Source organism: Microbacterium resistens (assembly GCF_021172025.1).
Taxonomy (GTDB): Bacteria; Actinomycetota; Actinomycetes; order Actinomycetales; family Microbacteriaceae; genus Microbacterium; species Microbacterium resistens.
The window spans coordinates 439,095-465,345 of sequence record NZ_CP082781.1; the positions used below are offsets into that span (position 1 = coordinate 439,095).

At 71.3% G+C, this 26,251-nt stretch carries 23 protein-coding genes and 1 pseudogene; 8 read left to right on the forward strand and 16 right to left on the reverse strand.

From position 1 onward, the window contains the following. Positions 1-133 precede the first annotated feature (133 nt). The gene (locus K8F61_RS02060) at positions 134-412 is read left to right on the forward strand and encodes a GlsB/YeaQ/YmgE family stress response membrane protein (protein ID WP_217996176.1); all 279 of its coding nucleotides are present in this window, start codon (positions 134-136) and stop codon (positions 410-412) included. A 148-nt stretch (positions 413-560) separates the two neighbouring features. Here the strand turns inward: K8F61_RS02060 and K8F61_RS02065 are convergent, their stop codons facing one another. From K8F61_RS02065 to K8F61_RS02090, 7 genes and pseudogenes are all read right to left on the reverse strand, one after another. Continuing rightward, positions 561-1,589, reverse strand: coding sequence for a hypothetical protein (locus K8F61_RS02065; protein ID WP_231820522.1), 1,029 nt, complete (start codon positions 1,587-1,589; stop codon positions 561-563). Positions 1,590-1,628: 39 nt separating this feature from the next. Further along, a complete protein-coding gene (locus K8F61_RS02070; protein WP_231820523.1) occupies positions 1,629-2,372 on the reverse strand; it encodes a glucose 1-dehydrogenase in 744 nt (247 codons plus the stop codon). 81 nt (positions 2,373-2,453) lie between these two features. After that, positions 2,454-3,116: a hypothetical protein gene (locus K8F61_RS19180; protein ID WP_231820524.1), complete on the reverse strand. Its 663-nt coding sequence runs from the start codon at positions 3,114-3,116 to the stop codon at positions 2,454-2,456. A gap of 241 nt (positions 3,117-3,357) precedes the next feature. Then, positions 3,358-4,008 (reverse strand): annotated as a pseudogene (locus tag K8F61_RS19120) (hypothetical protein); the annotation flags it as partial. Between the two features lie 307 nt (positions 4,009-4,315). Next, a complete protein-coding gene (locus K8F61_RS02080; protein WP_231820525.1) occupies positions 4,316-5,377 on the reverse strand; it encodes a phosphotriesterase family protein in 1,062 nt (353 codons plus the stop codon). Beyond that, positions 5,370-6,377, reverse strand: coding sequence for a DMT family transporter (locus K8F61_RS02085; RefSeq protein ID WP_231820526.1), 1,008 nt, complete (start codon positions 6,375-6,377; stop codon positions 5,370-5,372). The genes K8F61_RS02080 and K8F61_RS02085 overlap by 8 nt, the downstream gene beginning before the upstream one ends. Before the next feature lie 40 nt (positions 6,378-6,417). Beyond that, positions 6,418-7,167, reverse strand: coding sequence for a glutamine amidotransferase (locus tag K8F61_RS02090; RefSeq protein ID WP_231820527.1), 750 nt, complete (start codon positions 7,165-7,167; stop codon positions 6,418-6,420). A 120-nt stretch (positions 7,168-7,287) separates the two neighbouring features. On the opposite strand from K8F61_RS02090, the gene K8F61_RS02095 reads away from it, so the two are divergent. After that, positions 7,288-8,274, forward strand: coding sequence for a LacI family DNA-binding transcriptional regulator (locus K8F61_RS02095; RefSeq protein WP_231820528.1), 987 nt, complete (start codon positions 7,288-7,290; stop codon positions 8,272-8,274). A gap of 247 nt (positions 8,275-8,521) precedes the next feature. Here K8F61_RS02095 and K8F61_RS02100 read toward each other — a convergent pair whose 3' ends face one another. After that, a complete protein-coding gene (locus tag K8F61_RS02100) occupies positions 8,522-10,282 on the reverse strand; it encodes a sulfatase (protein WP_231820529.1) in 1,761 nt (586 codons plus the stop codon). Positions 10,283-10,290: 8 nt separating this feature from the next. Next, positions 10,291-10,932 (reverse strand): PadR family transcriptional regulator, encoded by a 642-nt coding sequence (locus K8F61_RS02105; RefSeq protein ID WP_231820530.1) that lies wholly within the window; start codon positions 10,930-10,932, stop codon positions 10,291-10,293. A 224-nt stretch (positions 10,933-11,156) separates the two neighbouring features. On the opposite strand from K8F61_RS02105, the gene K8F61_RS02110 reads away from it, so the two are divergent. Next, positions 11,157-12,485 carry an MFS transporter gene (locus K8F61_RS02110; RefSeq protein ID WP_231820531.1) on the forward strand — a complete coding sequence of 443 codons (1,329 nt, stop codon included), beginning with the start codon at positions 11,157-11,159 and terminating at the stop codon, positions 12,483-12,485. 31 nt (positions 12,486-12,516) lie between these two features. Here K8F61_RS02110 and K8F61_RS02115 read toward each other — a convergent pair whose 3' ends face one another. After that, positions 12,517-13,428 (reverse strand): LysR family transcriptional regulator, encoded by a 912-nt coding sequence (locus K8F61_RS02115; protein ID WP_231820532.1) that lies wholly within the window; start codon positions 13,426-13,428, stop codon positions 12,517-12,519. A gap of 123 nt (positions 13,429-13,551) precedes the next feature. Between K8F61_RS02115 and K8F61_RS02120 the strand changes: the two genes are divergently transcribed. Next, positions 13,552-14,574 (forward strand): MBL fold metallo-hydrolase, encoded by a 1,023-nt coding sequence (locus K8F61_RS02120; protein ID WP_231820533.1) that lies wholly within the window; start codon positions 13,552-13,554, stop codon positions 14,572-14,574. A 109-nt stretch (positions 14,575-14,683) separates the two neighbouring features. After that, positions 14,684-16,030, forward strand: a complete 1,347-nt coding sequence (locus K8F61_RS02125; RefSeq protein ID WP_231820534.1) for an MFS transporter — start codon at positions 14,684-14,686, stop codon at positions 16,028-16,030. Here the strand turns inward: K8F61_RS02125 and K8F61_RS02130 are convergent. Continuing rightward, positions 16,025-17,455 carry an aminotransferase-like domain-containing protein gene (locus K8F61_RS02130; RefSeq protein WP_231820535.1) on the reverse strand — a complete coding sequence of 477 codons (1,431 nt, stop codon included), beginning with the start codon at positions 17,453-17,455 and terminating at the stop codon, positions 16,025-16,027. The genes K8F61_RS02125 and K8F61_RS02130 overlap by 6 nt on opposite strands. Here K8F61_RS02130 and K8F61_RS02135 point away from each other — a divergent pair. After that, positions 17,454-18,413, forward strand: coding sequence for a DMT family transporter (locus K8F61_RS02135; protein ID WP_231820536.1), 960 nt, complete (start codon positions 17,454-17,456; stop codon positions 18,411-18,413). The genes K8F61_RS02130 and K8F61_RS02135 overlap by 2 nt on opposite strands. Positions 18,414-18,449: 36 nt before the next feature. On the opposite strand, the gene K8F61_RS02140 is transcribed toward K8F61_RS02135, so the two are convergent. Together K8F61_RS02140 and K8F61_RS02145 are read right to left on the reverse strand one after the other, a co-directional pair. Next, the gene (locus K8F61_RS02140) at positions 18,450-19,550 is read right to left on the reverse strand and encodes a serine hydrolase domain-containing protein (RefSeq protein WP_231820537.1); all 1,101 of its coding nucleotides are present in this window, start codon (positions 19,548-19,550) and stop codon (positions 18,450-18,452) included. A gap of 59 nt (positions 19,551-19,609) precedes the next feature. Beyond that, positions 19,610-20,269, reverse strand: a complete 660-nt coding sequence (locus K8F61_RS02145; protein WP_231820538.1) for a TetR/AcrR family transcriptional regulator — start codon at positions 20,267-20,269, stop codon at positions 19,610-19,612. A gap of 79 nt (positions 20,270-20,348) precedes the next feature. Between K8F61_RS02145 and K8F61_RS02150 the strand changes: the two genes are divergently transcribed. Then, on the forward strand, positions 20,349-21,716 hold the full coding sequence (locus K8F61_RS02150; RefSeq protein ID WP_231820539.1) for an MFS transporter: 1,368 nt from the start codon (positions 20,349-20,351) through the stop codon (positions 21,714-21,716). On the opposite strand, the gene K8F61_RS02155 is transcribed toward K8F61_RS02150, so the two are convergent. Further along, the gene (locus tag K8F61_RS02155) at positions 21,713-22,663 is read right to left on the reverse strand and encodes an EamA family transporter (RefSeq protein ID WP_231820540.1); all 951 of its coding nucleotides are present in this window, start codon (positions 22,661-22,663) and stop codon (positions 21,713-21,715) included. The genes K8F61_RS02150 and K8F61_RS02155 overlap by 4 nt on opposite strands. 78 nt (positions 22,664-22,741) lie before the next feature. Here K8F61_RS02155 and K8F61_RS02160 point away from each other — a divergent pair, with 78 nt between their 5' ends. After that, positions 22,742-23,611, forward strand: a complete 870-nt coding sequence (locus K8F61_RS02160; RefSeq protein ID WP_231820541.1) for a LysR family transcriptional regulator — start codon at positions 22,742-22,744, stop codon at positions 23,609-23,611. Between the two features lie 224 nt (positions 23,612-23,835). Here K8F61_RS02160 and K8F61_RS02165 read toward each other — a convergent pair whose 3' ends face one another. Further along, the gene (locus K8F61_RS02165; protein ID WP_231820542.1) at positions 23,836-24,768 is read right to left on the reverse strand and encodes a PfkB family carbohydrate kinase; all 933 of its coding nucleotides are present in this window, start codon (positions 24,766-24,768) and stop codon (positions 23,836-23,838) included. Further along, complete coding sequence (locus K8F61_RS02170; protein ID WP_231820543.1) at positions 24,765-26,246, reverse strand: purine-cytosine permease family protein; 1,482 nt, start codon at positions 26,244-26,246, stop codon at positions 24,765-24,767. The genes K8F61_RS02165 and K8F61_RS02170 overlap by 4 nt, the downstream gene beginning before the upstream one ends. Between the last annotated feature and the right edge of the window lie 5 nt (positions 26,247-26,251).

Here is a 26,251-nt window from a genome sequence, read left to right on the forward strand (position 1 = left end):
GCGGCGTGCCGGGGCGCGATGACCCTCCCATACCAGTCCGGAGGCCTCCGGCCAACCCCTCTGGTGAAGCGGCCTTCGTATGGGAACAATGTCGAGAGCACGGCAACGTGTCTCTCGTATGAAGGAGTTCAGCATGGTTGTCATCGGATGGATCATCGTCGGCCTTCTCGCCGGCGCACTGGCGAAGCTCATTCTGCCCGGCAAGCAGGAGGGCGGCTGGTTCAGCACCCTTCTCCTCGGCCTGATCGGCGCGTTCGCCGGCGGCCTCCTGTTCGGCCTGATCGGCGGCAAGGGCATCGGCGCGGTGTTCAGCGATCCCTGGTCGTGGGGCTCCTTCTTCATCGCGGTCATCGGCGCCCTCGTCTTCTCGTTCGTCTGGGGGCTCATCACGAAGAACCGGGCCCGCGACTGAGTCGGCATTCCGACTCACGGTCGCCCGGCGGCGGGATCGCACAGGATCCCGCCGCCGGGTCCGTCTGGGCAAGAGGACGCTGCCCCGCGGCCCGGTGAGGGCGGCGGGGCAGCGTCACGTCCGGATGTCTCGACCATCGGCCGTGCGGTCAGTGCCAGGAGAGCTCCAGATCCAGGCGTCCGACGCGAAGGCGCAGGACCGTCCTCTTTCCGCCGGGCGCCGAACCGGGGGTGTGCTGGCGGAGGTAATCGTCGGCCCTCGTCAGGACCCGTTGCATCCGCGCATCCTCTTCGACGACCACCGCTCGGGCCTGCTCGGCCTGCCGGATCGCGTCGCGTGCGTCGATGAGCGCGCGGCGATTGACGCGATGCCAGAGACGTGCGCGGTTACCGCGTGCGACACCGTAGAGGGCCGTGACGAGCGCGCCGATCCCGATCATGATGCCGCTGGCGAGGAGGGGCGCCCACGGATTCCGGGTCTCGAAGTCTGCGAAGGCGAAGGCGTACCACAGGACCCCGATGCAGAACACCGTCAGCCCCAGCGTCGGCCATCCGAAGCGGAACGGAAACCGCGAAAGCGCGGCCACGTACACGCGGAACGAGGGCCAGATCGACCGGACGCCGGTCGCGTCCGCGGCGCGATCCAGCGCCTCGGTCAGACGATGTGACTCGACATTGGCCGACACGTTGAGGGACCGCGCCGGGATCTGCGCCGCCCACTCCGCGAGTTGCGTCGTCAGGACCGGCGGCGTCAAGAGCGCTTCGCGAGGTTGAGTGACGTACTCGTCGGCGGCAGCGCGGATGGTGAAGGGGTCCTTCGCGAGCGCTGCCGGCTCGCCCACCCCCTTGAGAGCGGAGCGAAGGGTCAGCGCAAGCGCGACGGCCCCCGCGATGAACGTCAGCCCTCCTGCCGCTTGCCGCCAGTCCTCCGTCTCCCGGGTGAAACCCTCATAGAAGAAGGACGCGGAGATGCTGATGAAAAGGCCGGAGAGGAGCGCGCCCATCGCGGGAGCCACAATGGTCTGGAACTGCGTTTCGGCGAGCCTGATATACGTGAATGTGCGCCGCTCCGGAGCTCGGATGATGCGGACGGTGGCGAATTCCACGAGGCTGAGGACCAGGCACGCGACCACGCTGAGTCCGCCGAATCCGATCAGTATCGTCGTGAGGTCTTCCATGGCGCTCCTCTCCGGGGCCCGCTTCGCGTCGCGGACGTCTCAGCCGTACACCTTCCCGGCACTGATGCCGCCGTCGATCACGAACTCCGCACCGGTCGCGAACGAGGACTCGTCGCTGGCGAGGAAGACGACGACCGCGGACACCTCCGCGGGATCCGCCGCGCGGGTCAGGAGATTGGTGTCCTCGTCCTCCGCCGTCAGCATCGCCGCCGTCATCGGGGTACGGATGTTCCCCGGATGCACCGAGTTGACCCGCACGCCCTGCCCCGCCAGTTCGAGCGCGGCCGACTTCGTGACGCCGCGCACGGCGAACTTGCTGGCGGTGTAGGCGTGCATGCCCGCGATCCCCTCGAGGCCGGCGACCGAGGAGATGTTGATGATCGATGCGGGCGTCGCCCGCTTGAGCGCGGGCAGGGCGGCACGCATCCCCAGGAAGACGCTCTTCGCGTTCACCGCCATCACGGTGTCCCAGGACTGCTCGGTGGTCTCCTCCAGCGGCGCTCCCGTGAGGATCCCGGCATTGTTGACGAGGACGTTCAGGGAGCCGAAGGCGGACTCCGTCGCCGCGACCGCGTCCTTCCATTGAGCGGCGTCCGTCACGTCCAGGTGGAGGGAGATCGCCCGCGGGCCCAGCTCCGCGGCCAGGTCGGCAGCCGCCTCGTCGGAGATGTCCGCGAGGGCCACCCTGCCTCCCTCCGCGACGATCGCGCGTGCGTGTGCGGCGCCCATGCCGGATGCGCCCCCTGTGACGAGGGCGACCTTGCCCTCGAGTCGTCGTCCCATGACGGTGAACCTCTCTCATAGATGCCTGACGCATTTGTGACGTCAGTAACCCGCACTATAGCTGCCTCGACGCGAGGCGCGTCAAGAGCGACTCAGCGGTCCGTGCAGACGGTCCCGTCCGCGGGCAGCTCCCCGCGGATGAGGTAGGCGAGCGCCGCTCTGGTGGAGCACGTCGACTGCGACAGGACGGAGGTGTGGCCGTCCGGCCTCGACGCCGAGGAGGACCGCGTCGAGCTGGTCTGCGAGCGTCGCGGCATCGGTGAACGGCGTGGCGGGATCCTGTGTCGTCGACGTCACGAGGAAGCGGCCGGAGCCCGACGCGGCGATCTCCGGATCCAGATGCGCCGGGCGGCCGGTCTCGCAGGTCAGCGCCTCCGCGGCATCCGCTGCGGCGTTCCCCGAATCGCGGATGAAGAAGTAGTCGTCGCCGTGCAGCGGTTCCAGGTCTGCGCGATCCAGCGGGGTGGTCGCCTCCGGCATCGCGCACAGGACGGCGTGCGCGAAGCCGCCGGAGATCGCGGTGTCCCCGGCCTCCTCCTCGCGGGGCGCGGCCGCACGGGGCGCGGCGCTCTGCCCATCGGCCGGCGTTGCGGACGGCGGCGCAGGCAGGGAAGCGGAAGCGAACGCCTCCGAGAGCCACGTGGCGGTACGCGGCCAGGATGACCGTGGCTGATACATCGCCGAGAGGAGTTCCCCGGTCATCCGGGCGCCGTCGAGCGTGATCTCGATGCCGTCGACCGGCACCTGCTGCGGATGCGCCGTCAGCGCGCTGCGCAGCTCGATGAGTTGAGCCTTCGCCGCAGCGCCCGTCGCCGGACATGGGGCAGGGGCCGAGCTCGCCGGCCAGGCAGGCGTCGATGAAGCGGTCCAGGCTCTCCTCGAACGCGATGGACTGACGCTCCGTCCCCAGCGCGGTGAACCCGATCGACGGGGCGGCGCCGTCGAGGACGAGCCGTCGCGCCTGCGCCGGGAAGAGCGTGGCGTAGACGCCGCCGACGTAGGTGCCGTAGGAGTAGGCGACGGCGTCGAGCGGCGTGTCGCCGAGGGCGCGGCGCAAGGCCTCGAGGTCCAGCGCGACGTCCGTGGTGCTCGCGAAGCGGGCGAGCTCGTCCGACGGCGTGCAGCCGTCGGCGGACCCAGGGCAGGCCAGGGGAGCGTCTGCGCCCTGCAGGCCCCAGACCCCCCGCGGATCGAAGCCGACGAGCGTGAACCCCTCCCTCAGGGACGGCACCCGCTCAACCGTGTCGTGGACGAGCTCGGTGCCGGAGCCCCCGGGACCACCCTGGATGACGAAGAGGGTGGGAGCCTCGTCCTCCGTCGAGGGATAGCGGCGTACCGGGATCTCGATCGTCGCGTCGGCGGGATCAGCCCAGTTCCGGGGAACGGCGAGGCGCCCGCACTCGGCGTCGGCGTCGTCCTCGCACGCGGTCCACGAGAGGGAATCCTCGCCGCTCTCGCTCCACGCATCGACCCAGGCCTGCGCCGTCTCGGGACGTACCTGGGCCGGGGCGATCGACTCGTCCGACGTGCTTCCGGGCACGGAGCCGCAGCCGGCGAGCAACGCCGTGCCGAGCGCGAGGACGGACAGGACGGAGCTTGCGCGTCGGGGGAGCAGCGATCGACGATCCGGGGTCATGCGACGGACGATATCCGCCTCGCGTCGGGTCGCCGTGTGCGGCCGCGCAAGGACGCGGCACGTCGGGCCGCGGCGCCTACGGGGTTCCCCGCAATCCCGGAAGCCGAGGCGTTTCGTCTCGCTGCGCTCGCTCAACGACCGGAGCGTGGGGTTGGCGGCGTTTCGTCTCGCTTCGCTCGCTCAACGAGCGGGGGTGACGGTTCTCGGTCGTTGAGCGAGGAGCGCAGCGACGAGACGAAACGCGGTGACCCGGGATTGGGGGCGTTTCGTCTCGCTGGGCTCGCTCAACGACCGGGGTGGAGGGCGGTCATGCGGCGGACGGTGCGGCGAGATCCTCCCCGCTGAGCCAGCGGGCGGGATTCGCCACCATCAGGCGGTGCAGCGCGGCGTCGTCCACGCCGCGCGCGCGAAGAAGATCGGCGAAGACCGAGACCACGAAGCTGAGGCCGTTGCCTCCGTTGCGGCGCCACATCTGCTTGAGGAACAGATCCTGTGACAGCATCAGCTGCGCGCCGTAGCCGTCGGCGATCAGCGCGGCGACGGCATCCGCAGTCTCATGCGGCGAGGGAGAGGCGCCCTCGCCGGGGAAGGAGATGTCCAGCCCGATCATGTCGAACTCCAGGATCGCGCCCCGATCCAGGAGCGCGCGCTGATAGTCCGGATCCGATCCCGACGGGTCGCTGTGGGCGAGGGCGATCCGGTCCGGTGCCACGCCGAGCTCCTCGGTGAGGACATCGAGAACCTCGTGTCCCCGGCGCTGCCAGCCGGGCATGTGGATGTTCATCGGCACGTGCGGGACCTCGCGCTGCGCGAGCCCGGCGGCACGAAGGGCGGCGCGCTCGGCGGGCGTGAACTCCGGGGAGACGCCGACCTCGCCGATGACGCCCGCGCGGATCCGACCGGATCCGATGCCCTCCGTGAGGTCGTGGAGGATGTCGGCGACCTGGGCGTCGACGGAGCGCGCCGTGAGGCGTTCGCCCTCGAGCTTCTGCAGGTACGTGCCGGTGCTCATGACGACGTTCGCGCCGGTCGCCCTCGCGACGGCGGCGAGCCCGTCCGGGTCGCGTCCGATCGCGGGACTCCCCGTCGCATCCACGATGGTTCCTCCGCCGCGGCGCCGGAACTCGGCGACCTCGACCACGACGTCGTCGATCGGCTTGGCCGCGAGGTTGTCCGGGCAGCAGTAGGGGTCCTCGCGGAGGAGGAATTGCCACTCGGGCGCGACGTCCTGCGCAGCGAGCGCGCGGGTCGACGGATACGCCGCCGGCGCGAGAACGGCCGACAGATCGTTGAAGAGGTGCTCGTGGGGGAGGACGATGCCGAGGTCCGTCGCGGCGACCGGTCCGAGCACGGTCTGGACGTCAGGCATCGTTTCGCCCCGATGGTTCCGGTTCGGGCACCACCGCGCGACGCGAGGGGATCATCGCGATCGCGGCGGCGGCGAGGGCGACGAGTGCGCCGATCACCGTCACGGCATGGAGCGTGACGCCGTGCGAGGGGACGGCGACCTCGATGAGGATGGACCCGATCAGCTGACCGGCGGTGGAGGCGAGGCCGAGGAGCAGGAGTCCCAGTCCCCGCACGAGAAGCGCCATCAGCGCGATCGAGAGCAGCCCGAGGGGGCCGCCGAGGTACATCCACCATGTGTCCGGGAGCGCGAAGTGCGCGCCGGTGGCGGCCATGCGGACGAGGTAGACGATGCCCAGCGCCACGAACCCGACGAGGAAGTTCCAGGTGATCGAGACGAGCATCGAGCCCGAGAGGCGACCGATCTCGGAGTTCCCCGCGGGCTGCCAGCCGGCGAGGAGGCCGCCGACGAAGGGCATGATCGCCAGCGCGATCATGTGCGGGGCGGACCAGCTCGGGGAGACGACGAGAAGGGTGGCAGCGATCGCCAGGACGGCGCCGATCGCACGCTGGGCCGTGACGGCCTGCTTGATCCGCACGCCGATGCCGAGGCGATCGCAGAGCACGCCGGAGATCACGAGACCGGAGATGAGCGAGGTCTGGAAGACGGCGACGCCGAGGAACCCGACGGTCACGCCCTCGGACAGCACGATCACCGCGCCGCACAGGCCGGCGAAGAAGTTCCATCGCGGAAGCTCCCCTCGCACGAGCTGGCCGGGCAGCGCGAGGAACGCGCGCCGTGTCTTCTCGCGGGCGAACACCACCACGAGCATCAGGACGAGACCCGTCCCGAAGGAGATCAGTGCCGCGGCGTGCCCGTCGCCGAGCTCCGAGCCGAGGCGGCCGTTCACCAGGGCCTGGAGCGGGCCGAGCATGCCGGCGAAGACGGTCGCCAGGGTCAGCACGGCGACCGAGGCGGAGCGTGCGGTCGCGGGGCGGGCGGTCGACGTCGTTGTCATCATGTTCTTCTGTCTTTCCCTATTGTCGCGGCGAAGCCGCAGGTCAGTCGAGTTCGCCGGCCAGCCAGCGGAGAGAGCGGGCGAACAACGGGCCGTAGCCCTCCCAGGACATGAATTCCTCGGGAGCCCAGTGCGGGGACACGTCGGACATGAACGCGAGGGTGCGACCAGCGCCGACCGTGCGGATCGCGAGCAGCGGGTCGGCCCCGATGGCGGCGAGCACCGTGGCGTCGGGACGAGCCTGTGCTCGCTGATAACCGAGCAGGATCGGCCAGTCGCGGTCGAGCCCGGAGGTGATCGGGTGCTCAGCGACCAGGGAGCCGCTCACGCCCTCGGGAGTCTCCACCCGGTCGTCGTAGGGCGTCAGCGAGACGGGGAGGACCTCTTCGACCGCGGTCCCGTGATAGCGCGCCTTCGCCTCGAAGCCCTGGAAGCTGAGGTAGCCGCCGGCCATCATGAGCCCGCCGCCGCCCCGGACCCAGTCCTTGAGCAGCGTGAGACGGTTCGGGGTGGGCCGGCCCAGGCTGAACGTGTCGGGGTGGAGGAGGAGCGAGTTCGAGCCGATGTCCGACAGGAGGACGGCATCATACTCAGCGAGCTGCTCCGCGGTCTGCGGGAAGCGCTCGGCGACGTCGTGCGACCGCAGGTGGACGACATCCAGCCCCTCTGCCGTGAGCGCCTCGAGAAGACGGGCGCACCCGATCTCGACGCGCGTGTGCGCGAAGGGGTCGTATCCCTTGTGATCGATCGTGGCGCTCACCCACGACTCGCCCGCCAGCAGAACCTTCACCATCATCGACTCCTTCGCGCGTCTCCGCACTGTCCGGCTCATCCGTTGCGCACTGTTGCGCAACGCACACATCAAACTAGGATGAGAGTCCGGTCGTGTCAACTCGCCCAGGGGGAACGTGCGATGTCGCTCAGTCAGATAGCGCAGCAGGTCGGCGTCTCGACCTCGACGGTGACCCGATACGTGCGCGGCGAGCTCAAGGTCGCCCCTGCGACGGCACGCAGGATCGATCGCGCGCTGGCGGAGAACGGTCATCCCGCTGCCGCACGGACGACGACGGTCAGCACGATCGGGCTCGTCGTGCGCTCGCTCGACAATCCGTACTTCTCGAGCCTCGCGGACGCCGTCGTCGACGCCGCGGTCGAGGACGGGATCGACGTCCTCACCTCGCTCACCGGGTCCTCGGCGGCCCGGGAGCGCAAGAGCGTCGAACGCCTCGCTCAGCTGCCGCACCTGGGCGGGATCATCTACCTCGGCATGCACAGCACGAACGAGGCGTTCACGGGGCGCGTCGGCGGGGACCTGCCCGTCGTCCTGCTCGACGAGTACGTGAACTCGCGCGGCACGAATGTCGCGCAGGTCACCGCGGACAGCTTCGGCGGTGCGTATCAGGCCACCGCGCACCTGATCGGCCTCGGTCACACGGCGATCGCCCACCTCGGCGGACCGCGTGGACTGCACACCGCGGACCAGCGCGAGGCGGGGTATCGCGCCGCCCTGGCGGACCGCGGGATCGAACCGGACGAGCGTCTGATCGTGCGGGGGACTTTCACCTCCGACTTCGGCAGCAACGTGTTCGCGCACCTCAGCGCGGCGGGGCGGCAGCCGACCGCGGTGTTCTGCGCCAGCGACATCATCGCCATCGGCGTGCTCGAGGCCGCCCGTCAGGCGGGGATCGCCGTTCCCGAGACCCTGTCGGTGATCGGCTGCGACGGGATCACCGTGGGGGAGTGGCTGACGCCCCGGCTCACGACGGTCGCCCAGCCGACGACGATGCTGGCGCGGCAGGCCGTCGACGAGCTGGTCGGCATCGCCACCGGGGCGGCGCCGACCACGCGGACACTGCCGATGACCCTCAAGCTGCGCGCTTCGACCGCTCCGCCCGCCTGACGCGCGGTGGGCGTTTCGTCTCGCTTCGCTCGCTCAACGACCAGGGCCGCTTCCGGCCGTTGAGCGAGGAGCGCAGCGACGAGACGAAACGCAGTGACCCGGGGCTGGGGCGTTTCGTCTCGCTTCGCTCGCTCAACGACCGGGGCCGCTTCCGGCCGTTGAGCGAGGAGCGCAGCGACGAGACGAAACGTGGTGACCCGGAGCGTTTCGTCTTGCTGCGCTCGCTCAACGACCGGTGGCGCCGGGATCAGATCCGGGCGAGGTCGGCGGCGAGACGGTCGAGCGTCGTCGGTCCGAGCGGGATCACCGCGGCGAGCTGATGGAGGCTCGTGTCGCCGAGCATCCCCAGCATCTCCGAGTGCAGGAGCATCGGCAGGTGCGCGGCGACGACCTCGCGCGTCGGCGCGTGGGCGAGGAGCTCGTGCACCGAGGTGCCGAGCCCGAAGTCGCCGGAGGGGAACGCGTCCAGCGGGGTCAGGGGCGCGGCGGCCTCGGTGGCGAGATGGCGCTGCGCGGCGACGAGCAGGTGCTCCGGCCCCGGCTCTGCGTCCACCGGGATCCCGAGCCGCTCGTACTGCGACGCAGGAGCCTCGTTCTCGCGCAGCAGCCGCGCGAGCAGGCGCAGCATCCGCAGCTCGACGTCCGGGTCGTCGAGCGGGCGCTCCTGACGCGGATCCGCCTCCAGATCGAACAGGAGCGTCCCGAACAGGTACGGGTTCATCATCGCGCGCCCCGTGAGTCGCAGCGGGCGGACGCCCTTCGTGAACGAGAACGGCTCGGCGAGCTCGGCGCCCGCGAACTCCGCCGGCGCGAAGCGCCCGCGCATGTGCGTGGGCATGAGCGTGTACTCCTCCAGAGGGGTGTTCTCCGGCGTCGCACAGGCGCGCATGTACACGTAGCGGCCGTCTGTGACGTTCACGTGCCCGCCGTGGATGCCGAACAGCGCGGCCTCGCGCGACGGGGATCCCTCGGGCGTGGGCCCCCGTCCGTCGGCGCGCATCGGGATCCCGAGCATGTCGTCGGTGCGGTCGAGGCCGAAGAAGTCGAGCAGCGTCGGCGCGATGTCGATCGTCTGCACGAGCCCGCGGTGGCGGCGGCCGGCGTCGCCCGACCTCGGGTCCCAGAGGAACGCCGGGAGCCGCACGAGCTCGTTGAACCAGGGCTGGACGCTCTTGGCCCACCAGCCGTGCTCGCCGAGAAGGAATCCGTGGTCGGTGTTCACGAGGAGGAGGGTGTCCTCCCACATGTCGTGCTCGTCCATGAAGTCCAGGACGCGGCCGAGCGAACGGTCGCACATCGACGCGAGCGCCTTGTACTCGTATCGCGCGTGCTCGACCTTCGACTCCTCCTCGGTCACCTTGGCGTACGGCGGCCAGTCGAACTCCGGACCGTCGTACTCGTGCGGGTAGAGGCGACGGTACTCCTCGTTGGTGAAGAAGGGCTCGTGAGGATCGAAGCACTCGATCTGCAGGAACCAGTTGTCGGCGTCCGCGTTCGTGGACAGGAACTCCAGTCCCGCGTCGAAGGTCCGTGTCTGCGGATGCTCCGCCTCGCGCCGCAGGTAGCCGCGGTTGATCGCGTCCTGCCGGCGGATGGCGCCCTTGAAGCCGGTCTCCGGCGCCTCGCCGGGCTTCGCGGCGTGCCCCTTCCACGGGTCGCCCTCCTGACCGCGGAAGAACTCCCAGGTCGTGTAGCGCGGGTGGTAGGTCGCGCCGCCGTCCTCCCAGTAGTGCGGATGGTCGCTCGCGAGGTGGGTGTGGATCCCGGCTCGTCCCAGCATCTCCGGCATGGAGTCGTCCCAGGGCTCCAAAGGACCCCAGGAGCGGTGCAGGAAGTTGTACCGACCGGTGTGGATCTCGCGCCGGGCGGGCATGCACGGCATCGATCCGGCGTAGAAGTTGTCGAACGTGACGGTCCGCTCGGCCAGCCGGGTGAAGTTCGGCGCGTGGATCTCGTCCGAGCCGTAGGGCGGCAGCATATGCCGGTTCATGCTGTCGAACATGACCATGATCGCCCTCATCGGTCCGCTCCCTGGACCGTGGCGGCCTCGGCGTCGTCCGGGATCACGATCGTCCGGGCGAGCTCGGCGTTGGTGCGTTCGAGCGCGTCGTCGAGGATGTCCGTGCGCAGGCTCTCGAGCGTGCGGATGTAGTCGTCCAGATCGCGGGCGCCGTTGTAGTGGAGCCGGTCGGAGAGCGCGCGGGCGAACGGCTCGTCCGCGCCCTCGGGCAGCGGTCCGAGCCGGCGGTCGCGGAACCGGTACTTGACGCGCTGGGCATACCGGGCGTTCAGCTCCGTCTCGATCAGCTCCAGGACGTCCTCCTTCGACATGAGGCCGATGCCGAGACTGAGCCGTGCGCCGAAGTCCGGGTCCTGGAAGCGGCTCGGCGGCGCGTACGGACTGCGCAGCCAGCCGATGAAGACGGTGCGCCCCTCGGGGGTGAGGCGGTAGACCTTCGCGTCCTGCGCGCCGGGCCGCTCGTCCACGGAGAACGCGACCCAGCCGCGCTCGGCCATCCGCGACAGGGACCGGTACACCTGGCTCATCGTGGTGTTTGAGCGGAGGAACCGCCCGTGCGTGTCCAGGTACTTCATGATCTCGTAGCCGGTCGAGGGGCCGCGGGCGATGAGTCCGAGGAGCAGGTGCTCGAGCTTCATGGAGGTGGGTCCGTTCTCTCGTCGTCGAGTCAGGTGCGATGACCATTCCACAAGTGGAATCAGCTTGTCAAATCCACTCCGACGTGTCGATTCGCGACGTCGTGCTTGACAGAAGCATCCCATAAGTGGAATATCGACACCACTCCACTTGTGTCATGGGTTGCTCGGACTGCTCTACCCGATCCGCGCCCGAGACCCGTTCGCTTCAACGACGAAGGAATCGCATGAACACGTCACTCCCGGCCGCCGCCGAGCAGGTACCGACCGTCCCCGTGAAGGGAGGGGTGCGGGGTCGCTGGCGCAATCTGTCCACACTCGTCGGCGTCACCGTCGTCGAGAGCGGGGAGGGCAGTCTGACCACCACGCTGTTCCCCGCCATCGCCAAGAGCCTGAACCTCGGCAACTCCGAGCTGGGCATCCTGTCCACCCTGGGCCGTCTGGTCGGCGTCCCGTTCGGGCCGCTGTGGGTCTGGTACGCGAACCGCACCAGTCGCCGCCAGGCGATCGTGGTCAGCACCGTGCTGAGCGGCCTGCTCGCCTTCGCCTCGGGATTCGCGGAGAACTTCGTCGTCCTCCTCCTGCTGCAGACGCTCCAAGCCGGTGCCGTGATCGGTCTCACCCCGATCACGAACGCCGTCATCGCCGACAGCTTCGACGACCAGTCCCGGGGGCGTGCGACCGGGATCCTCTACGGCTTCTCCGCGATCCTCGGATCGTTCATCGGCCCGCTCGTGGGCCTGCTCTCGCTCTGGGACTCCGGCTGGCGGTGGGGATTCTTCGGGGTCGGCGCGCTGCTCGTGGTCTCGGGGCTGCTCGTGCTGGTGCTGTTCCGCGAGCCCGCCGTCGGCGGAGCGGACTACGGCGAGGCGGCGAGCCGGATCGCGTACGAACGCCCGCGCCTGAAGGACTCCGTCACCCTGTTCAAGATCCCGACGTTCAGCGTCATGATGCTCTCGAGGCTGCTGTCCGGTCACCTCCTGATCGCGGTGTTCGGCATCCAGTTCCTCGTCACCGAGCGCGGGTTCGACAACGCCGTGGCCGCGATCGTGGCGCTGCCGTTCGGGATCGGCTACTTCCTCGGGACGGTCGGCGGCGGCTTCGTGGTCTCGGCGCTCGATCGCCGCGTCGGCTCGCAGGGTCGCGTCGCGTTCCTGCAGCTGGCCCAGGTCCTGTTCGCGGTGGTCGCCTTCTTCGCCACGCAGTTCGACGTGACCTCCATCGGCTACTACGTCGTGTTCTGGGGGCTCATGGGGATGACGCAGGGGCTGAACCCCGGCATCAACCGACCCATCCTCATGTCGGTCATGCGGCCGGAGCTCCGAGGCCAGGGCTTCGTGATCTATCTGACCATCTTCGAGGTGATCGGGTGGGCCGCGTTCACCTTCGTGGCCGGGATCCTCGCCGACGCCTTCAGCCTCCAGGCGGTGTTCCTCTGGATCCTCGTCATCATGATGATCGTCAACGCGGCCGTGCTCACCGTGCTCTACGCGGTGTACCCGCGGGACCGGAAGCGGGTGGACGACGTCATCACGGAGCGCATCACGACGATCTAGTCCTGATCGCGGCGAGGTGGGGCGCGCGGGATCAGCCCAGCGCGTCCTGCAGCGCCGGCTCGGCGAGGAGCTCGACCAGCATGTCGAGCCGGGCGGTGCGTCGCTGCCCGGACGCCATCGCCAGCACCACGTCGTTGGGCGCCACCCGGTCGCGGACGCGCACGTACGCGACATGTCGCCCGTCGAAGCTCTGCGTGCCGGGCGGGCGTCCGCTGAACACCGAGTAGCCCAGGCCTCGAGCGACCATGGCCCGGACGGTCTCGGGGTTGGTGAACGCCCAGCCCGCCTGCGGCACGATCCCGGCCTCCTCGATGAGCGACTCGATCACGCCGCGGGACCCGGCGGGCTGCACGAGGATCAGCCGCTCGCCTGCCAGCTCGGCGAGCGAGACGTCGTCCGCGCCCGCCAAGGGATGGCCCTCGGGAAGGACGGCATAGGGATCGATCGAGCGGATCGTGCGCACATCGAACCCGGGCACGAGCTGGCGTCGGTAGAGCAGGGCGGCGTCGACGGCGCCGCCGCGGAGCAGATCCTGCACCTCGGCGGCCAGGCCGTCCACGAGGTCGAGCTCGACCCGGGGGTGCCGCGTGGTCACCGCGTCCGCCAACGGCGGCAGGAGGCGCGGGGACAGCGCGACCGTGCACGCGATCCGCAGCGGTCCCGCGATGTCGTCGTGCTCGACGCCGGCGAGCTGGGCGAGCTCGGCGGCATCGTCGAGGATGCGTCGCGCGACCGGGAGCATCCGTTCCCCGCTGCGCGTGAGGGCGACGCCCTTGGCGGGGCGACGGACCAGCAGCTGGAGCCGGAGCGCGCGCTCCAGCTCGCCCAGGGCGGTGGAGACGGCTGCGGGGGAGGCAGAGCAGCGCTCTGCGGCGGCGCTCACCGTGCCGAGTTCCGCGGCGGCGGCGAAGTACTCGAGCTGGCGCAGGGTGACGCCGTTCATCTCTGCGTCGCCGCCGTCGTCGCATCCATCGATTCTCCTTAACAAGACCTTCGATAAGTTCCGCTGTACAGAACAATATTCCGGACCGACGATGGGTGAAAAGCACGCCGAAGGAGACAGCAGATGAGCGAACCCCGCATCGTCACCCTGGGAACCGCAGGAGGTCCGCGCTGGTGGACGCCGCTGGACGCGTCCTCGCGGTTCGGCATCTCCACGGCGGTCGTCGTGGGCGACAGGGTCTATCTGGTCGACGCCGGGCTCGGCGCCGGACGGCAGTTCGCTCGCGCCGGATTCGCCATGGAACGGCTCGGCGGGATCTTCCTCACGCATCTGCACTCCGATCACACCACGGACCTGATGAACCTGGCCCTCTTCGGGATGTTCGGGCTCACCGGTGAGGGGCCGCGGATCCCGATCATCGGGCCCGGCGACCGCGGTCTGCTCCCGCCGGTCTCGCCCCGCGCCGTCACCGCCCCGATGCCGGTGGCGCCCGCGCTCCCGACGCCCGGCACGGCCGACATGTTCCGTCTCCTGATGGAGTCGCAGGCGACGGATCTCAACGACCGCGTCCTCGACGCCTTGCGCCCCTCGCCCCTCGACCTGTTCCACGCGCAGGACATCACGCTTCCCGACGGCATCGGGTACGACGCGAACGCCATGCCGACGCCGGACATGACCCCGTTCCGCGTCTTCGAGGACGACCGGGTGCGCGTGGACGCGATCCTCGTACAGCACCCGCCGATCGCGCCCGCCTTCGGCTTCCGCTTCACCACCGCGGACGGCTCCGTCGCGATCTCGGGTGACACCGCCCCCTGCGCCAACATGGTGCGCCTGGCGGAGGATGTCGATCTGCTCCTGCACGAGGCGATCAGCTTCGAGTGGGTGGCCGCCATGTACGGAGGCCGTGACGACGCGACGTCGCAGGCGTCGATCGACCATCACCGCCGGTCGCACACGAGCGTCGGCGAGGCGATCGCCGTCGCGCGCGATGCCGGTGCCGCACGACTGGCCCTGCATCACCTCGTACCCGGGCACATCCCGACGACGGAGTGGCTGCGCTCCGCCGCCGGTGCCGACCTGGACGTGCTCGTCCCCGACGACCTCGAGACGATCTCGTTCGCCCGTCGGCCGGCGCTCACGACCTGAACCCCGGCGCCCCGGGGCGGCGCCGTCCCGGGCGGCACCGTCCCCGCTTCATCCGTTCCCGATCCACCGATCCGTTCCCCGATCCGTCCCGCTTCCAGAGAGGTCGACGATGACCCCGCACCCCACCACCGCCGCGCAGGAGGCGAGCGCCACCGCCGCCGCCGACGGCACCCAGCTCTCGATGACCACGCGCGACATGCGCCGCGTGATCGCGTCCAGCTTCATGGGCAGCATGATCGAGTTCTACGACTTCATCCTCTACGCGACGGCGGCGAGCCTCGTGTTCGGCCAGGTCTTCTTCGCCGGGCTCGGTCCCGGTTTCGCGACCTTCGCGTCGTTCGCGACCTTCGCGGTCGGATATCTCGCGCGCCCCCTCGGCGGGATCGTGTTCGGACACTTCGGCGACACCCGAGGGCGCAAGCGCGTGCTGGTGCTGTCCATGGTGCTCATGGGCGTGGCCTCCACGATCATGGGGCTGCTCCCGCCGACCGCGACCGTCGGGATCATCGCGCCGATCCTCCTCGTCCTGCTGAGGGTGGTGCAGGGCGTCGCCGTGGGCGGCGAATGGGGCGGCGCGATCCTCGTGGCCCTGGAGCACGCACCGCGTGAGCACCGCGGTCTCGCGGCGAGCTTCGCGAACGCCGGCGGCCCGGTCGGCGCCGTGCTGGCGACGCTGATGCTGAGCCTGTTCTCCCTGCTGCCGCAGGACCAGTTCCTGAGCTGGGGATGGCGCGTGCCGTTCCTCTTCAGTGTGGCGCTGCTGGCCGTCGGCCTGGTCATCCGGCTGCGCGTCGCCGAGACGCCGATGTTCCAGAGGCTCGAGGAGATCGGTGCCCGCCGACGCGTGCCGATCCTCGAGGTCCTGCGCCACCACTGGCGGGCTCTGCTCATCGCGTTCGTCGCTGCCCTCGCCTTCACCACGTCTCAGGGGCTGATGACGGTGTGGGGCGTCTCGGAAGCGGTCGCGGCGGGAGCGGAGAGCACCGGCGTCCTGAACTGGAAGGCGGTCGCGGCCGTCACGACAGTCCTGATCTCGATCCTCGCGGCCCGGGTCAGCGACCGCGTAGGCCGGCGGACCGTGGTCGTCGCCGGATGCGCCGTGGGCATCCTCCTCGCCCTTCCGATCATCGGCCTGCTGCAGACGGGCACAGTCTGGGGCTTCGCCCTGGCGATCGTCCTGGGGAACGGCCTCGTGCAGGGGATGGTCTATGGACCGATCGCCGCCTTCGTGGCCGAGCAGTTCCCGACGGCCCTGCGCTTCTCCGGGGCATCGGCGGCGTACCAGTCGGCGTCCACCATCGGGGCGGGGTTCTCGCCGCTCATCGCGACGAGCCTCGTCATGACGTTCGGAGCGACGTGGCCGGTCGCGGTGTTCTGGATGATCGTCCTCGCCGCCAGCGCGCTGGCGGTGCTGCTCGCGCGTGAGAGCCGGGGCGCCGACATCCACGGATCATGAAGGGTGATGGGGACTCGGTCGCTGCTCCGCGAGGGCCTCGGCGACGAGTCGGATCCCGGCGTCGAAGGCGCCGGGGTCCGGACCCGCGTAGTTGAGGCGGACGTAGGCTCCGGTGGGCTCCGCGGGAAACCACTCGCGACCGGAGGCGATCACGACCCCGCGCGCCTCGCCATCGGCCGACAGCCGCGCCAGGTCCACGCCGTCGGGGAGACGGACCCAGAGGTTCAGTCCGCCCGCCGGAATCGTCTCGATCGTGGCGTCGGGGAGGTGCGCGCGCACGGCGTCGAGCATCAGATCCCGCCGGACGCGCAGCCGGGCCCGGATCCCGCGCACGTGGGTGCGCCATGCGGGCTGGGCCACGACGTCGAGCGCCGCGGCCTGGAGCGCCCCGCTCACGTACACGGACTGCGCCTGGAGGTCGGCGAGCACTCGGTCGCGGACCGGGCCGCGTGCGATGACGGCGGCGACCCGGATCGCGGGCGACACGCTCTTGGTCAGCGATCTCAGGTAGACGATGTGACCGTCCTCATCGCGGGCGGCGAGGGGGACGGCGTCCGCGTCGATCCCGAAGTCATGTGCCCAGTCGTCCTCGATGAGGAATGCGCCATGCCGCCGGAGGAGGTCGCGCACGGCGTCCGCGGCCGCAGGCGTCCACCGGGCCCCGGTCGGGTTGGCGAAGGACGGCTGTGCGTAGAAGCCGCGGGCGCCCGTCTGTGCGAGGGTGCGGTCGAGCGCCGCGAGGTCCGGGCCCTCGGCGCCCGCGGGCACGGGGACCAGGGACACGCCCACCTGGGCGGCGGCGAGGATCGCGCCCCAGTACGTGGGTGACTCCGTCAGGAGGACGGCGCCCGCCCCGGCGACCGCGCGGAACACGGATCCGAGCGCGATCTGGCTCCCCGGCGTCACGAGCACGTCGCCGGGGGCGGGCGGCGCGAATCCGGCCGGTGTCTGGGCGCCGAGCTCGGCCGCGAACCACGATCGTAGCTCCGGCAGCCCCTCCGACGGGGGACGTGACACGGCGGCGTCGCTCCGCGCCGCGCGGATGAGGGCGGCGCGGACCAATCGCTCCGGCAGCAGATCGCGGTCCGGATACCCGGAGTGCAGGGCGATCACGTCGGGGGACGGGGAGCGCAGCGCCGTCGAGGCCATCAGGGGGACGCCGGCGCTGGCTCCCAGCGCCGCGGTCTGCCAGGAGTAGTCGTGCGCCCGGCCGTGATGCGCGGCCCGGACGAAGGCGCCCACGCCTGGTCGGGTCTCGATGAGTCCCTGTGCCGCCAGCAGGCGCAGCGCCTTCTGGACGGTCACGGGACTGGCGCCATGGCGTGCGGTGAGCTCTCGGGTCGACGGCAGCCGCGAACCCGGCGCGGCACCGGCGACCCACGTACGGAGATCGGCGGCGAGTCGATCACTGCTACCCTGATTCATGAAAGACCACAGTAGCGCTACTATCCGCGAGGCTCACCCGCTATCCATCTCTCGGGCGGGGCTGACCTGGGGATTCCTCGGTGTCCTGGCCTTCTCGTTCACCGTCCCGATGACGCGGGTCGCCGTCGGCGCCGAGCAGATGTCACCGCTCTTCGTCGGCAGCGGACGAGCGGTCGTCGCCGCGCTGCTCGCCGCCGCCGCCCTGGCCGTGACCCGTCAGCGCCGGCCTCGCGGGCGCGAATGGCTGAGCGTCGCCGTCGTCGGCGCGGGAGCGGTGGTCGGGTTCCCGCTGCTGACCTCCTTCGCGCTCACCGAAGCACCGGCCCGCCATGGCGCGGTGGTGGTCGCGCTGCTGCCCGCCGCGACCGCCGTCGTCGCCGTGCTGCGCACGCGGGAGCGCCCTGGCCGGGCGTTCTGGGCGGCGGCCGTGATCGGCGCGATCGCGGCTGTGTCGTTCGCCGCGCTCCAGAGCGGAGGCGTCAGCGGGATGCGTCCTTCCGACGGGCTGCTGTTCGCGGCCGTGGCGGTGTGCGCGATCGCGTACGCCGAGGGCGGCGTCCTGTCCCGCACGCTCGGCTCGTGGCAGACGATCTCGTGGGCGCTGGTGGCGGCGTCTCCCGTGATGACGATCCTGACGGGCGCCGCCGTCGCTGCGCAGCCGCCGTCGGGATCCGTGACGGCCTGGCTCGCCTTCGCCTACCTCGGGGTGGTCAGCATGTTCCTCGGGTTCTTCGCCTGGTACCGGGGCCTCGCGATCGGTCCGCTGGCGCAGGTCAGCCAGGTGCAGCTGGCCCAGCCGGTGCTGAGCATCGCGTGGGCGGCCCTTCTGCTGCGCGAGCCGATCACCGTGGCGACCGCGCTCGGCGGCGGAGCGGTGATCGGCGCCGCGCTGCTCGCGGTCCGTTCCCGTGCCCAGCGGCCGCAGGGATCCGAGGGGGACGCGGAGCGCCTGCGGTGACGGGATGAGCTTTCGCCGCGCTCGCGGGGGGATGTTTCAGCCCGCCGTGGCGCCCTGGAGGTCGCCGAGCATCCCGAGGACACGCTCGTCCATATCGACCTGCGCCATGACGACGCAGACGGTGCCGTCCGGGTCGGCGAAGAAGTCCGTCCCGAGCCCGCCGGACCAGCCGAAGCGCCCTCGGTGTTCCCCCTCCGTCACGATCGAGACGCCGTAGCCCCATCCCGTGCCCTCCCAGAACCCGGGGAAGAAGCTGTCCGGCGCCTTGGCCGACGGCGGGACCTGATCGCGCCTCAGTTCTGCGAGCAGGTCCGCATCGACGAGGCGCCCGTCCAGGAGGGCGTGCAGGAACGCGCGGTAGTCGGAGACGGTCGACACGAGCTCGGAATGACTGACGTCGAACGGCGGGGCGACCGAGAACCCCGCTCCCGCGGGCTCCGTCTCGACGAATCCGTCCTCCGAGCGCCGGAAGGCCGCGACCAGGCGGTGCTCCTGCCCCGGCCGCACCGTGAAGCCGGTGTCGACCATCCCGGACGGGGAGAAGACCGTGGTCGCCAGGACCTCTTCGGTGGAGCCGCGTCCCAGGCGCCCGAGCAGGATGCCGAGGACGCCGAACGAGTGGTGATAGCGCCATCCCTCCCCGGGGTCGAACGCGAGGGGGAGCGTGCTCAGCGTGTCGAGCCAGTCCTGCGCCCCGCGCGTCACGGGCTCGGGGCCGGCCTCCATCCCGGTGTCGACCATCGCCCGCCGCAGCGGGGAGTCCGTCGTCATCATGCCGTAGCCGGACGTGTGGGTGAGCAGGTGGTGGACGGTGATCGGCCGGCTCGCCGGACGGGCCTCGGCCAACGGCGCGTCGGGGTGGGGGAGGGCGCGCAGGCCGCGCAGCTCCGGGAGCCACGCGTCGACGGGCTCGTGCAGCGCGAGCGCGCCCTCCTGGACCAGGCGCAGGGCGGCGACGGCGGTCACGGCCTTGGTCATGGACTGAATCCGGAAGATCGCGTCCGCGCGCAGGGGGGCGCCCTCAGGGGCGTCGAGGCCGACGGATACGGGGTGACCGTCGCCGAGGACGCCGACGGCGCCGGGCACCGTGCCGGCTGCGACGTGGCGGGTGAGGAGGTCGGAGAGGGGCTCGGACACGCGGGGCCTTTCGTCGCCGGAGGGTACGGCGCTCATCGTATTGAGGCCGCCCTCCCGCGTCATCCTCCGATGGTCCCATCCTGTTCGCTGTTGAAAGCGACCCAGTCCTCCCAGGAGAGCGCCGTTCCTCGCTGCGTCGCCGCTCCCCGCGCCAGCTGACGCAGGCCCGCGAGGTACAGGTCGAGCTGCCGCAGATGCAGGGCGGTGGCGCGTTCCGGGGAGATCGCGAGGTGCGGGCGCAGGTGGGCGACCGCCATCATGATCTCCCCGGCCGTGTAGTCGGGCGGGACGAGCCCGCGCTCACGGTCCTGGGTGATCAGCCGGTCCAGCGCGTCGCGCAGCCGTTCCGCCGCACGGTCGATCTCGGGAGTGGTCGGCAGGCGCCGGCCGAAGGTGGTGACGAGGGGGCTCGACGCCTCCTCGAGATGCCGGGTGAGGAATCGCGCGACCGCGGACTCCGTCTCCTCCTCAGCGACCTCCGTCGCGATGCGGGTCACGTCCTCCAGCGCGAGCAGTCGCAGCGCGTGGACGAGCTCGTCCTTCGATCCGTACCTGCGGTACACGGACGCGACGCCGACGCCAGCGCGCGCGGCGATCTCCGACGTGGGCGCGTCGAAGCCGCGCTCGGCGAACACGTCGCGCGCCGCCTCCAGCACGGCGCGGTCGTTCGCGCGCGCCTCCTTCGCCCGTCCGCGGTCGGGTCGAGTCTCAGGGTCCACGTTCTCAGGGTAGCGATCCGGCGGAGGAGGGCGTACGTTAATCGGAACGGAATCATCCGTTCCGATTAGAAGGAAAGCCATGACCGCTCCCGTCCCCGTCATCCCGTCCGCGTCCCGCACGAGCCGCGGACTGCTCCCCGCGTTGTTGTGCGCGGTCCTGTCGTACTCGCTCATGCAGACGCTGCTCGTTCCCGCCCTGCCGTCTCTCGTCGACGGACTCCGCCTGGACGCGGCCGGGGGCGGGTGGGTGCTCACGTCCTATCTCGTCAGCGGTGCGATCGCCGCGCCCGTGCTCGGGGCCCTCGGCGACCGCTTCGGACACCGGCGGGTGCTCCTGGCCGCCATGGGCCTCTTTGTCGCCGGAAGCGTCCTGTGCGTCGTGGCGCCCGTCTATCCGCCGTTCCTGCTCGGCCGGGTGCTGCAGGGAGCCTCCACCGCCTCGTTCCCGCTCGCTCTGGCGATCGTGCGGCGCCACGTCGCCGCCGATGAGCAGCCGGCCGCCGTGGGCTGGCTCAGCGGGACGCTGGGCCTGGGTGCCGGCGCCGCACTGGTAATCGGCGGGTTCATCGCCGAGGCGCTGAGCTGGCCGTGGCTCTTCGCCGTCGGAGCGCTGCTGGGCGTGCTGAGCATCGTCCTCGTGGCGACGCTGGTCCCGCATGCGGTGCGCGCGGAGCCGTCCGGCTCGCTGGACGCGGCGGGCGCCGCGCTGCTCGGCGGGGGACTGGTCGCCCTGCTCCTCGCCGTCGCGCAGGGGTCGACATGGGGATGGGGCAGCCCGGCCGTCCTCGCGCTCGCCGGGTGCGCAGCGGTCTGTCTGGTCAGCCTCTGGGCGGTGGAGAAGCGGGTGTCCCGTCCGCTCGTGGACGTCCGCGTGCTCTCACGCCCCGCGCTGGCGTCGGTGAACCTGCTGACGCTGCTGCTGGGCTTCACCCCCTATCTGTTCTACGTCGGCCTGCCGGTCCTGTTCCAGGCGGCTCATCCCGCCGGCTTCGGGATGGACGTCGCCCAGACCGGATTCGCGATGCTCCCCGGCGCCGTCCTCGTGTTCCTCGGCGGCCGGCTGGCTCCCTGGCTCCTCGCGCGGATCCGTCCCGCCGCGGTCGCCGTGCTCGCGATGCTGGCCATGGGGCTCGGAAGTGCGGGTGCCATGCTCCTTCCCGCCTCCCTGCCCGCGATCGTCTCGCTGTTCGCGCTCGTCGGGCTCGGCAACGGCATCGGCTTCGCGCTGGCCGCGGATCTGGTCTCGCGGCTCGTCCCGCGGAACGAGATCGCCGCGGCCGTCGGCGTGAACGGCGTGCTGCGGACCGTCGGCTCCGCCTTCGGAACGCCGATCACGATGCTCATCGTGGCGGGCGGCGCCGCTCCCAGCGCCTTCGTGCTCCTGTTCGGCGTGGCGGCGGCCGTCTCGGTGGTCGGCGTGGTGCTGGGGGCGACCGTCCGGGTCTAGCGGATCGACGGTTCCGTCGCGCGTCGCCGGCCCTGGACGACAGCGCGACCGGAGCCGGCGAGCTGTCCGCCGAGGATCGCAGCGAGAGCGAGGGCGAAGCCGAGCAGCTGCAGAGGGCGAAGGTCCTGGCCGAGCACGATCCATCCGAGCGCGGCCGCCACGATCGGGGAGAGGAGCCCCAGCAGCGCCGTCGAGGTCACGGGGAGCGCACCGACCCCGCGGAACCACAGCAGGTACGCCGCGAGGCCGCCGACCAGCCCCAGCCACGCGTATCCGCCGGCCGCGGCCGCGTCGATCGCCGGGGGCGGGCCTTCCAGGACGACCGTGAGAGGGACCAGGACCAGGCCGCCGGCGGTGAGGAGCCAGCTCACCAGCACGGGCGAGCTCACGCCCTCAGGGCGACCCCAGCGGCGGGTCAGCACGACGCCGACGGCCATCGACAGCGCCCCCGCGGCGCCGGCGAGCAGCCCCACGACGTCGACCTGTGCGCCGGGTCCGAGCACGACGAGGGCCACGCCGGAGACGCCGAGCAGCGCCCAGACGACCTTGGCGGCGGTGGGGCGTTCGCCCAGCAGCGGCAGGGCGAGCGCGAGGACGAGGAGCGGCTGGATCGCGCCCACCGTCGCGGCCACGCCGCCGGGCAGGCGCTCGGCGGAGGCGAACAGCAGAGGGAAGAAGAAGCCGATGTTGAGGGCGCCGAGGACGAGCGAGCGCCACCACCACACGCCGTGGGGGAGCCGGCGGAACACGAGGAGGAGGATCAGACCTGCGGGCAGGGCGCGGAGAAGGCCTGCGAAGAGGGGGTGCCCGGGCGGGAGGAACTCGGTGGTGACGAGGTAGGTGGTCCCCCAGACGACCGGGGCGGCCGCGGTCAGGGCGGTGAGGCCGACGGTTCCGCGGAGTCCGGTGGCGCGCGGCGCCGTCGCGGCGAGGTCTGTCGTGGTCATGACCTCAGTCTCCGCGCGATGGATTCATGAGTCCAACGCATGCTTGTCATCTGATTGATCGTGAATCACGATTGATCCGTGGAACTCCAGCAGATGAGGTACGTCCTCGCGGTCGCCGAGCACGCCAGCTTCACCCGCGCCGCCCAGGCGTGCTTCGTCGTGCAGTCGGCGCTGAGCCATCAGATCGCCCGACTGGAGGAGGAACTCGGCGTCCGCCTGTTCCACCGGACGAGCCGGCACGTGCGGCTGAGCCCGGCGGGCGAGGCCTTCCTCCCGGTCGCGCGGCAGTGCCTGGAGGCCGCGGACCGCGCGGCGGCGGAGGCCGTCGCCGCGGAGGGGGAGATCCGCGGGCCCCTGAGGATCGGTGTCATCCCGACCGTCGCGGCCGTGGACGTCCCGTCGGCGCTGCAGGCCTTCCGCGCGCGGCATCCGCAGGTCGCGGTGCGGCTGGCCGCGGGCAACAGCGACGACCTCATCCGTCAGGTGGCGGACGGGGCGCTGGATCTCGCGTTCCTCGGTCTGCCCGACGGGTTCCCGCTCTCGGGAGTGGGCGGGCGCCGGCTCGCGCGAGACCGGCATCGCGCGTTCGTGGCGCCGGATCACCGCCTCGCATCCCGTCGACGGCTGGGTCTGGAACGGCTCGCCGAGGAGCCGCTCATCGACTTCCCCGCGGGGACGACCGGACGGCGACAGACGGACCTCGCCTTCGCGGCCGCCGGCCTCCGGCACGAGGTCGCATACGAGACGGCGGACATGTTGCTCATGCAGCGCCTCGTGCGCGCCGGTCTCGGCGTCGCGCTCCTCGCCTCGACGTTCGCCACCCAGATGCCGGATCTCGTCGCGATCCCTGTCGCCCACGCGCCGGTGCGCACGGAGCACGTGATCTGGGGTCCGTTCGGCCCGCCGCCCGCGGCCGCGGAGTTCCTCGCGGGGCTCGACCCGCGCTGACACCCGTCCGTCCCCTCCTCCTCCGTCCCCATCCTCGTCCTCCAGTGCCGCCGAAACCCCCTCCTGCCGCCGAGACCCCCTCGGAGATACGTGTTTCCGAGGGGGTCTCGGCGGGGAGAGGGGGTTTCGCGTGCAGTTCGGCGGGACCGCGCCGGGAATCGGAAGGGGGCGGGCAGAAGAAGGCGGCGGGCAGAAGAAGCCGGCGGGGAGTCGGGAGGGGGCGGTCAGAGGAGGGCGTCGATCTCCGCGCTCGTCGGCGAGGTGGCCGGGCCTCGCTGGGTGACCGCGACGGCCGCCGCCACGTTCGCGCGTCGCACGGCCTCCTCCAGTCCGCGACCGGTGGCGAGACCCGCGCAGAGCACGCCGGTGTGGGCGTCGCCCGCCCCGTTCGTGTCGATCGCCTCCACCGGGTGCGGCGGGACGCGCAGCGGCTCTCGGCCGACCCCTGCGACGACCGCGCCGTCGCGGTTCGCGCGGACGATCACCGTCGCGTCCAGCCGCCGGGCCAGCGCGTCGGCGAGCTCGGCGACCGTCGGCGAGGGCGCCGGCTGACCGAGGCGGGCGGCGAGCGTGCGAGCCTCGGACTCGTTGGCGGTCCAGATGTTCGCGCGGGCGGCGACGGCGCGGAGGCGCTCCTCGGGGATCTCGCCCACGAGCGGAGACGGGTCCACGACGACGGACGTGTCCTCGGGCAGGGTCGGGAGCCACTCGAGGAGGACCCGTCCGTTGCCCTCATGGAAGAGGGAGTAGCCGCTGAGGTAGACGACGTCCGCTCCCGTCGTGGCGACGGCGTCCAGATCCGCTCGCGAGAGCCGTCCTTCGGCGCCGAGCGTCGACACGAAGGTCCGCTCAGCGTCGTCGTCGACGATCGCGACGCTGAAGCCGGTGTCGAGGTCGGTCGTCGGCTCCTGCGTCACCTCGACGCCCTCCGCGGACATCGCCTCACGCACGATGTCCCCGAAACGACCGGTGCCGTGCCCGCCCGGGTACACGACCGCCGCGCCGTCCCTGCGCGCCGCGGCCATCACGTTGAAGCCTCCGCCCGCGGTGATCTCGTGCGAGGTGGCGAAGACGTCTCCGCCGGCCGACGGGAGCGCCGGGACGGTCAGCACCAGGTCGACGATCGCCTGGCCGGTGTGGATGACCCGGCCCGTCACGCCGCATCCGTTCGGCCGGACCGCGACCCGGCGCCGCGCGCGCCGCCGAGGGCGAGGTAGAGCAGACCCGCCAGCACGAAGGCGACGACCCAGCCGAGGCCGTTCTGGCCGATCCACGTGTCGTAGAGCGGTCCGGTGAACCACACCTCGTCGGCGGACACCTGGGCCCGGGTGAAGAGGTATCCGACGACGAGCCCGACCGCCCAGGACCCCAGCGCGCGCCACTCGACGCCGCCGCGGTACCAGTACGAGGAGGAACGGCCCAGATCCATCAGCCCCTCGGGGTCGTACGACGAGCGTCGCGCGAGGTCCACCAGGAACACGGCCACCCAGGCCGTGATCGGCACCGACAACAGGGAGATGAACGTGATGAACGGGCCGTAGAAGCTCGACGCGAACAGCATGAAGTAGATCGACCCGGCCGTGGTGACGACGACGTCCACGATCACGGCGTAGACCCGCTTGATCCGCACTCCCAGGGTGAGCGTGGTGAGTCCAGCCGAGTAGACCGAGAGGTGGTTCGAGAGCAGGAGCCCGCCGAACGCGGCGATCAGGTAGGGGATCGCGACCCACTCGGGGAGGATCGCGCGGATCGCGGCGACCGGGTCGCCCGCGGAGGCCAACGACGGGTCCCCGGCGGACAGCAGGCTGCCGAGCCCGATGAGCAGCACCAGGGGGATCCCTGCTCCGGCGGCCGCGGAGGCGACGAGCTGTCCGGCGCGGACGCCGGGGGATTGGTACCGCGACATGTCCGCCCCGGCGTTCGCCCACCCGATCCCGGTGCCGCCCGCGATGATCCCGACGCCGACGACCATGGCCGCGACGGGGCCGGCGGGGGCGGCGCCGACGGCGGCCCAGTCGACCGTGGCGACGAGGAAGATCGCGACGAACACGTTGAGAGCCCCGAAGACCCACGTGGCGTACTTCTGCACGGTCACGAGGAACGCGTGGCCCATGCCGGAGACCGCGACGGTCAGCGCCACGAAGACGAGGATGCAGACGATCGCGAGCGCGGGTACCGCGTGCGCATCGGAGGCCGTGCCGAAGAGCAGGGCGGACAGGGAGAGCAGGGCGAACGCGGCGGTCGTCGTGTTGACCGTCTCCCAGCCGAGCCGGGACAGGAGCGAGACCAGGGTCGGGAGGGCGTTACCGCGCACGCCGAAGACCGCGCGGCTCAGCGTGAGGCTGGGCGCTCCGCCCCGCCGTCCCGCGATGGAGATGAGCCCGACGAGAGCGAACGATCCGAAGGCGCCGACGGCCGCGACGGCGATCGCCTGCCAGAGGTTCAGGCCGAGGGCCACGAGGGTCGCGCCCAGCGGGATCCCGAGGATCGAGATGTTCGCGGCGAACCACACCCAGAACAGCTGCAGCGGGTGGCCTGTCCGTTCCTCGACGGGGACGGGTTCGATGCCCCGCTGCTCGAGCGAGGACAGCGCCCCGGTCGAGGTGCGGGTCGCGGCGGAGGTCTGTGCGGGCATGGGGA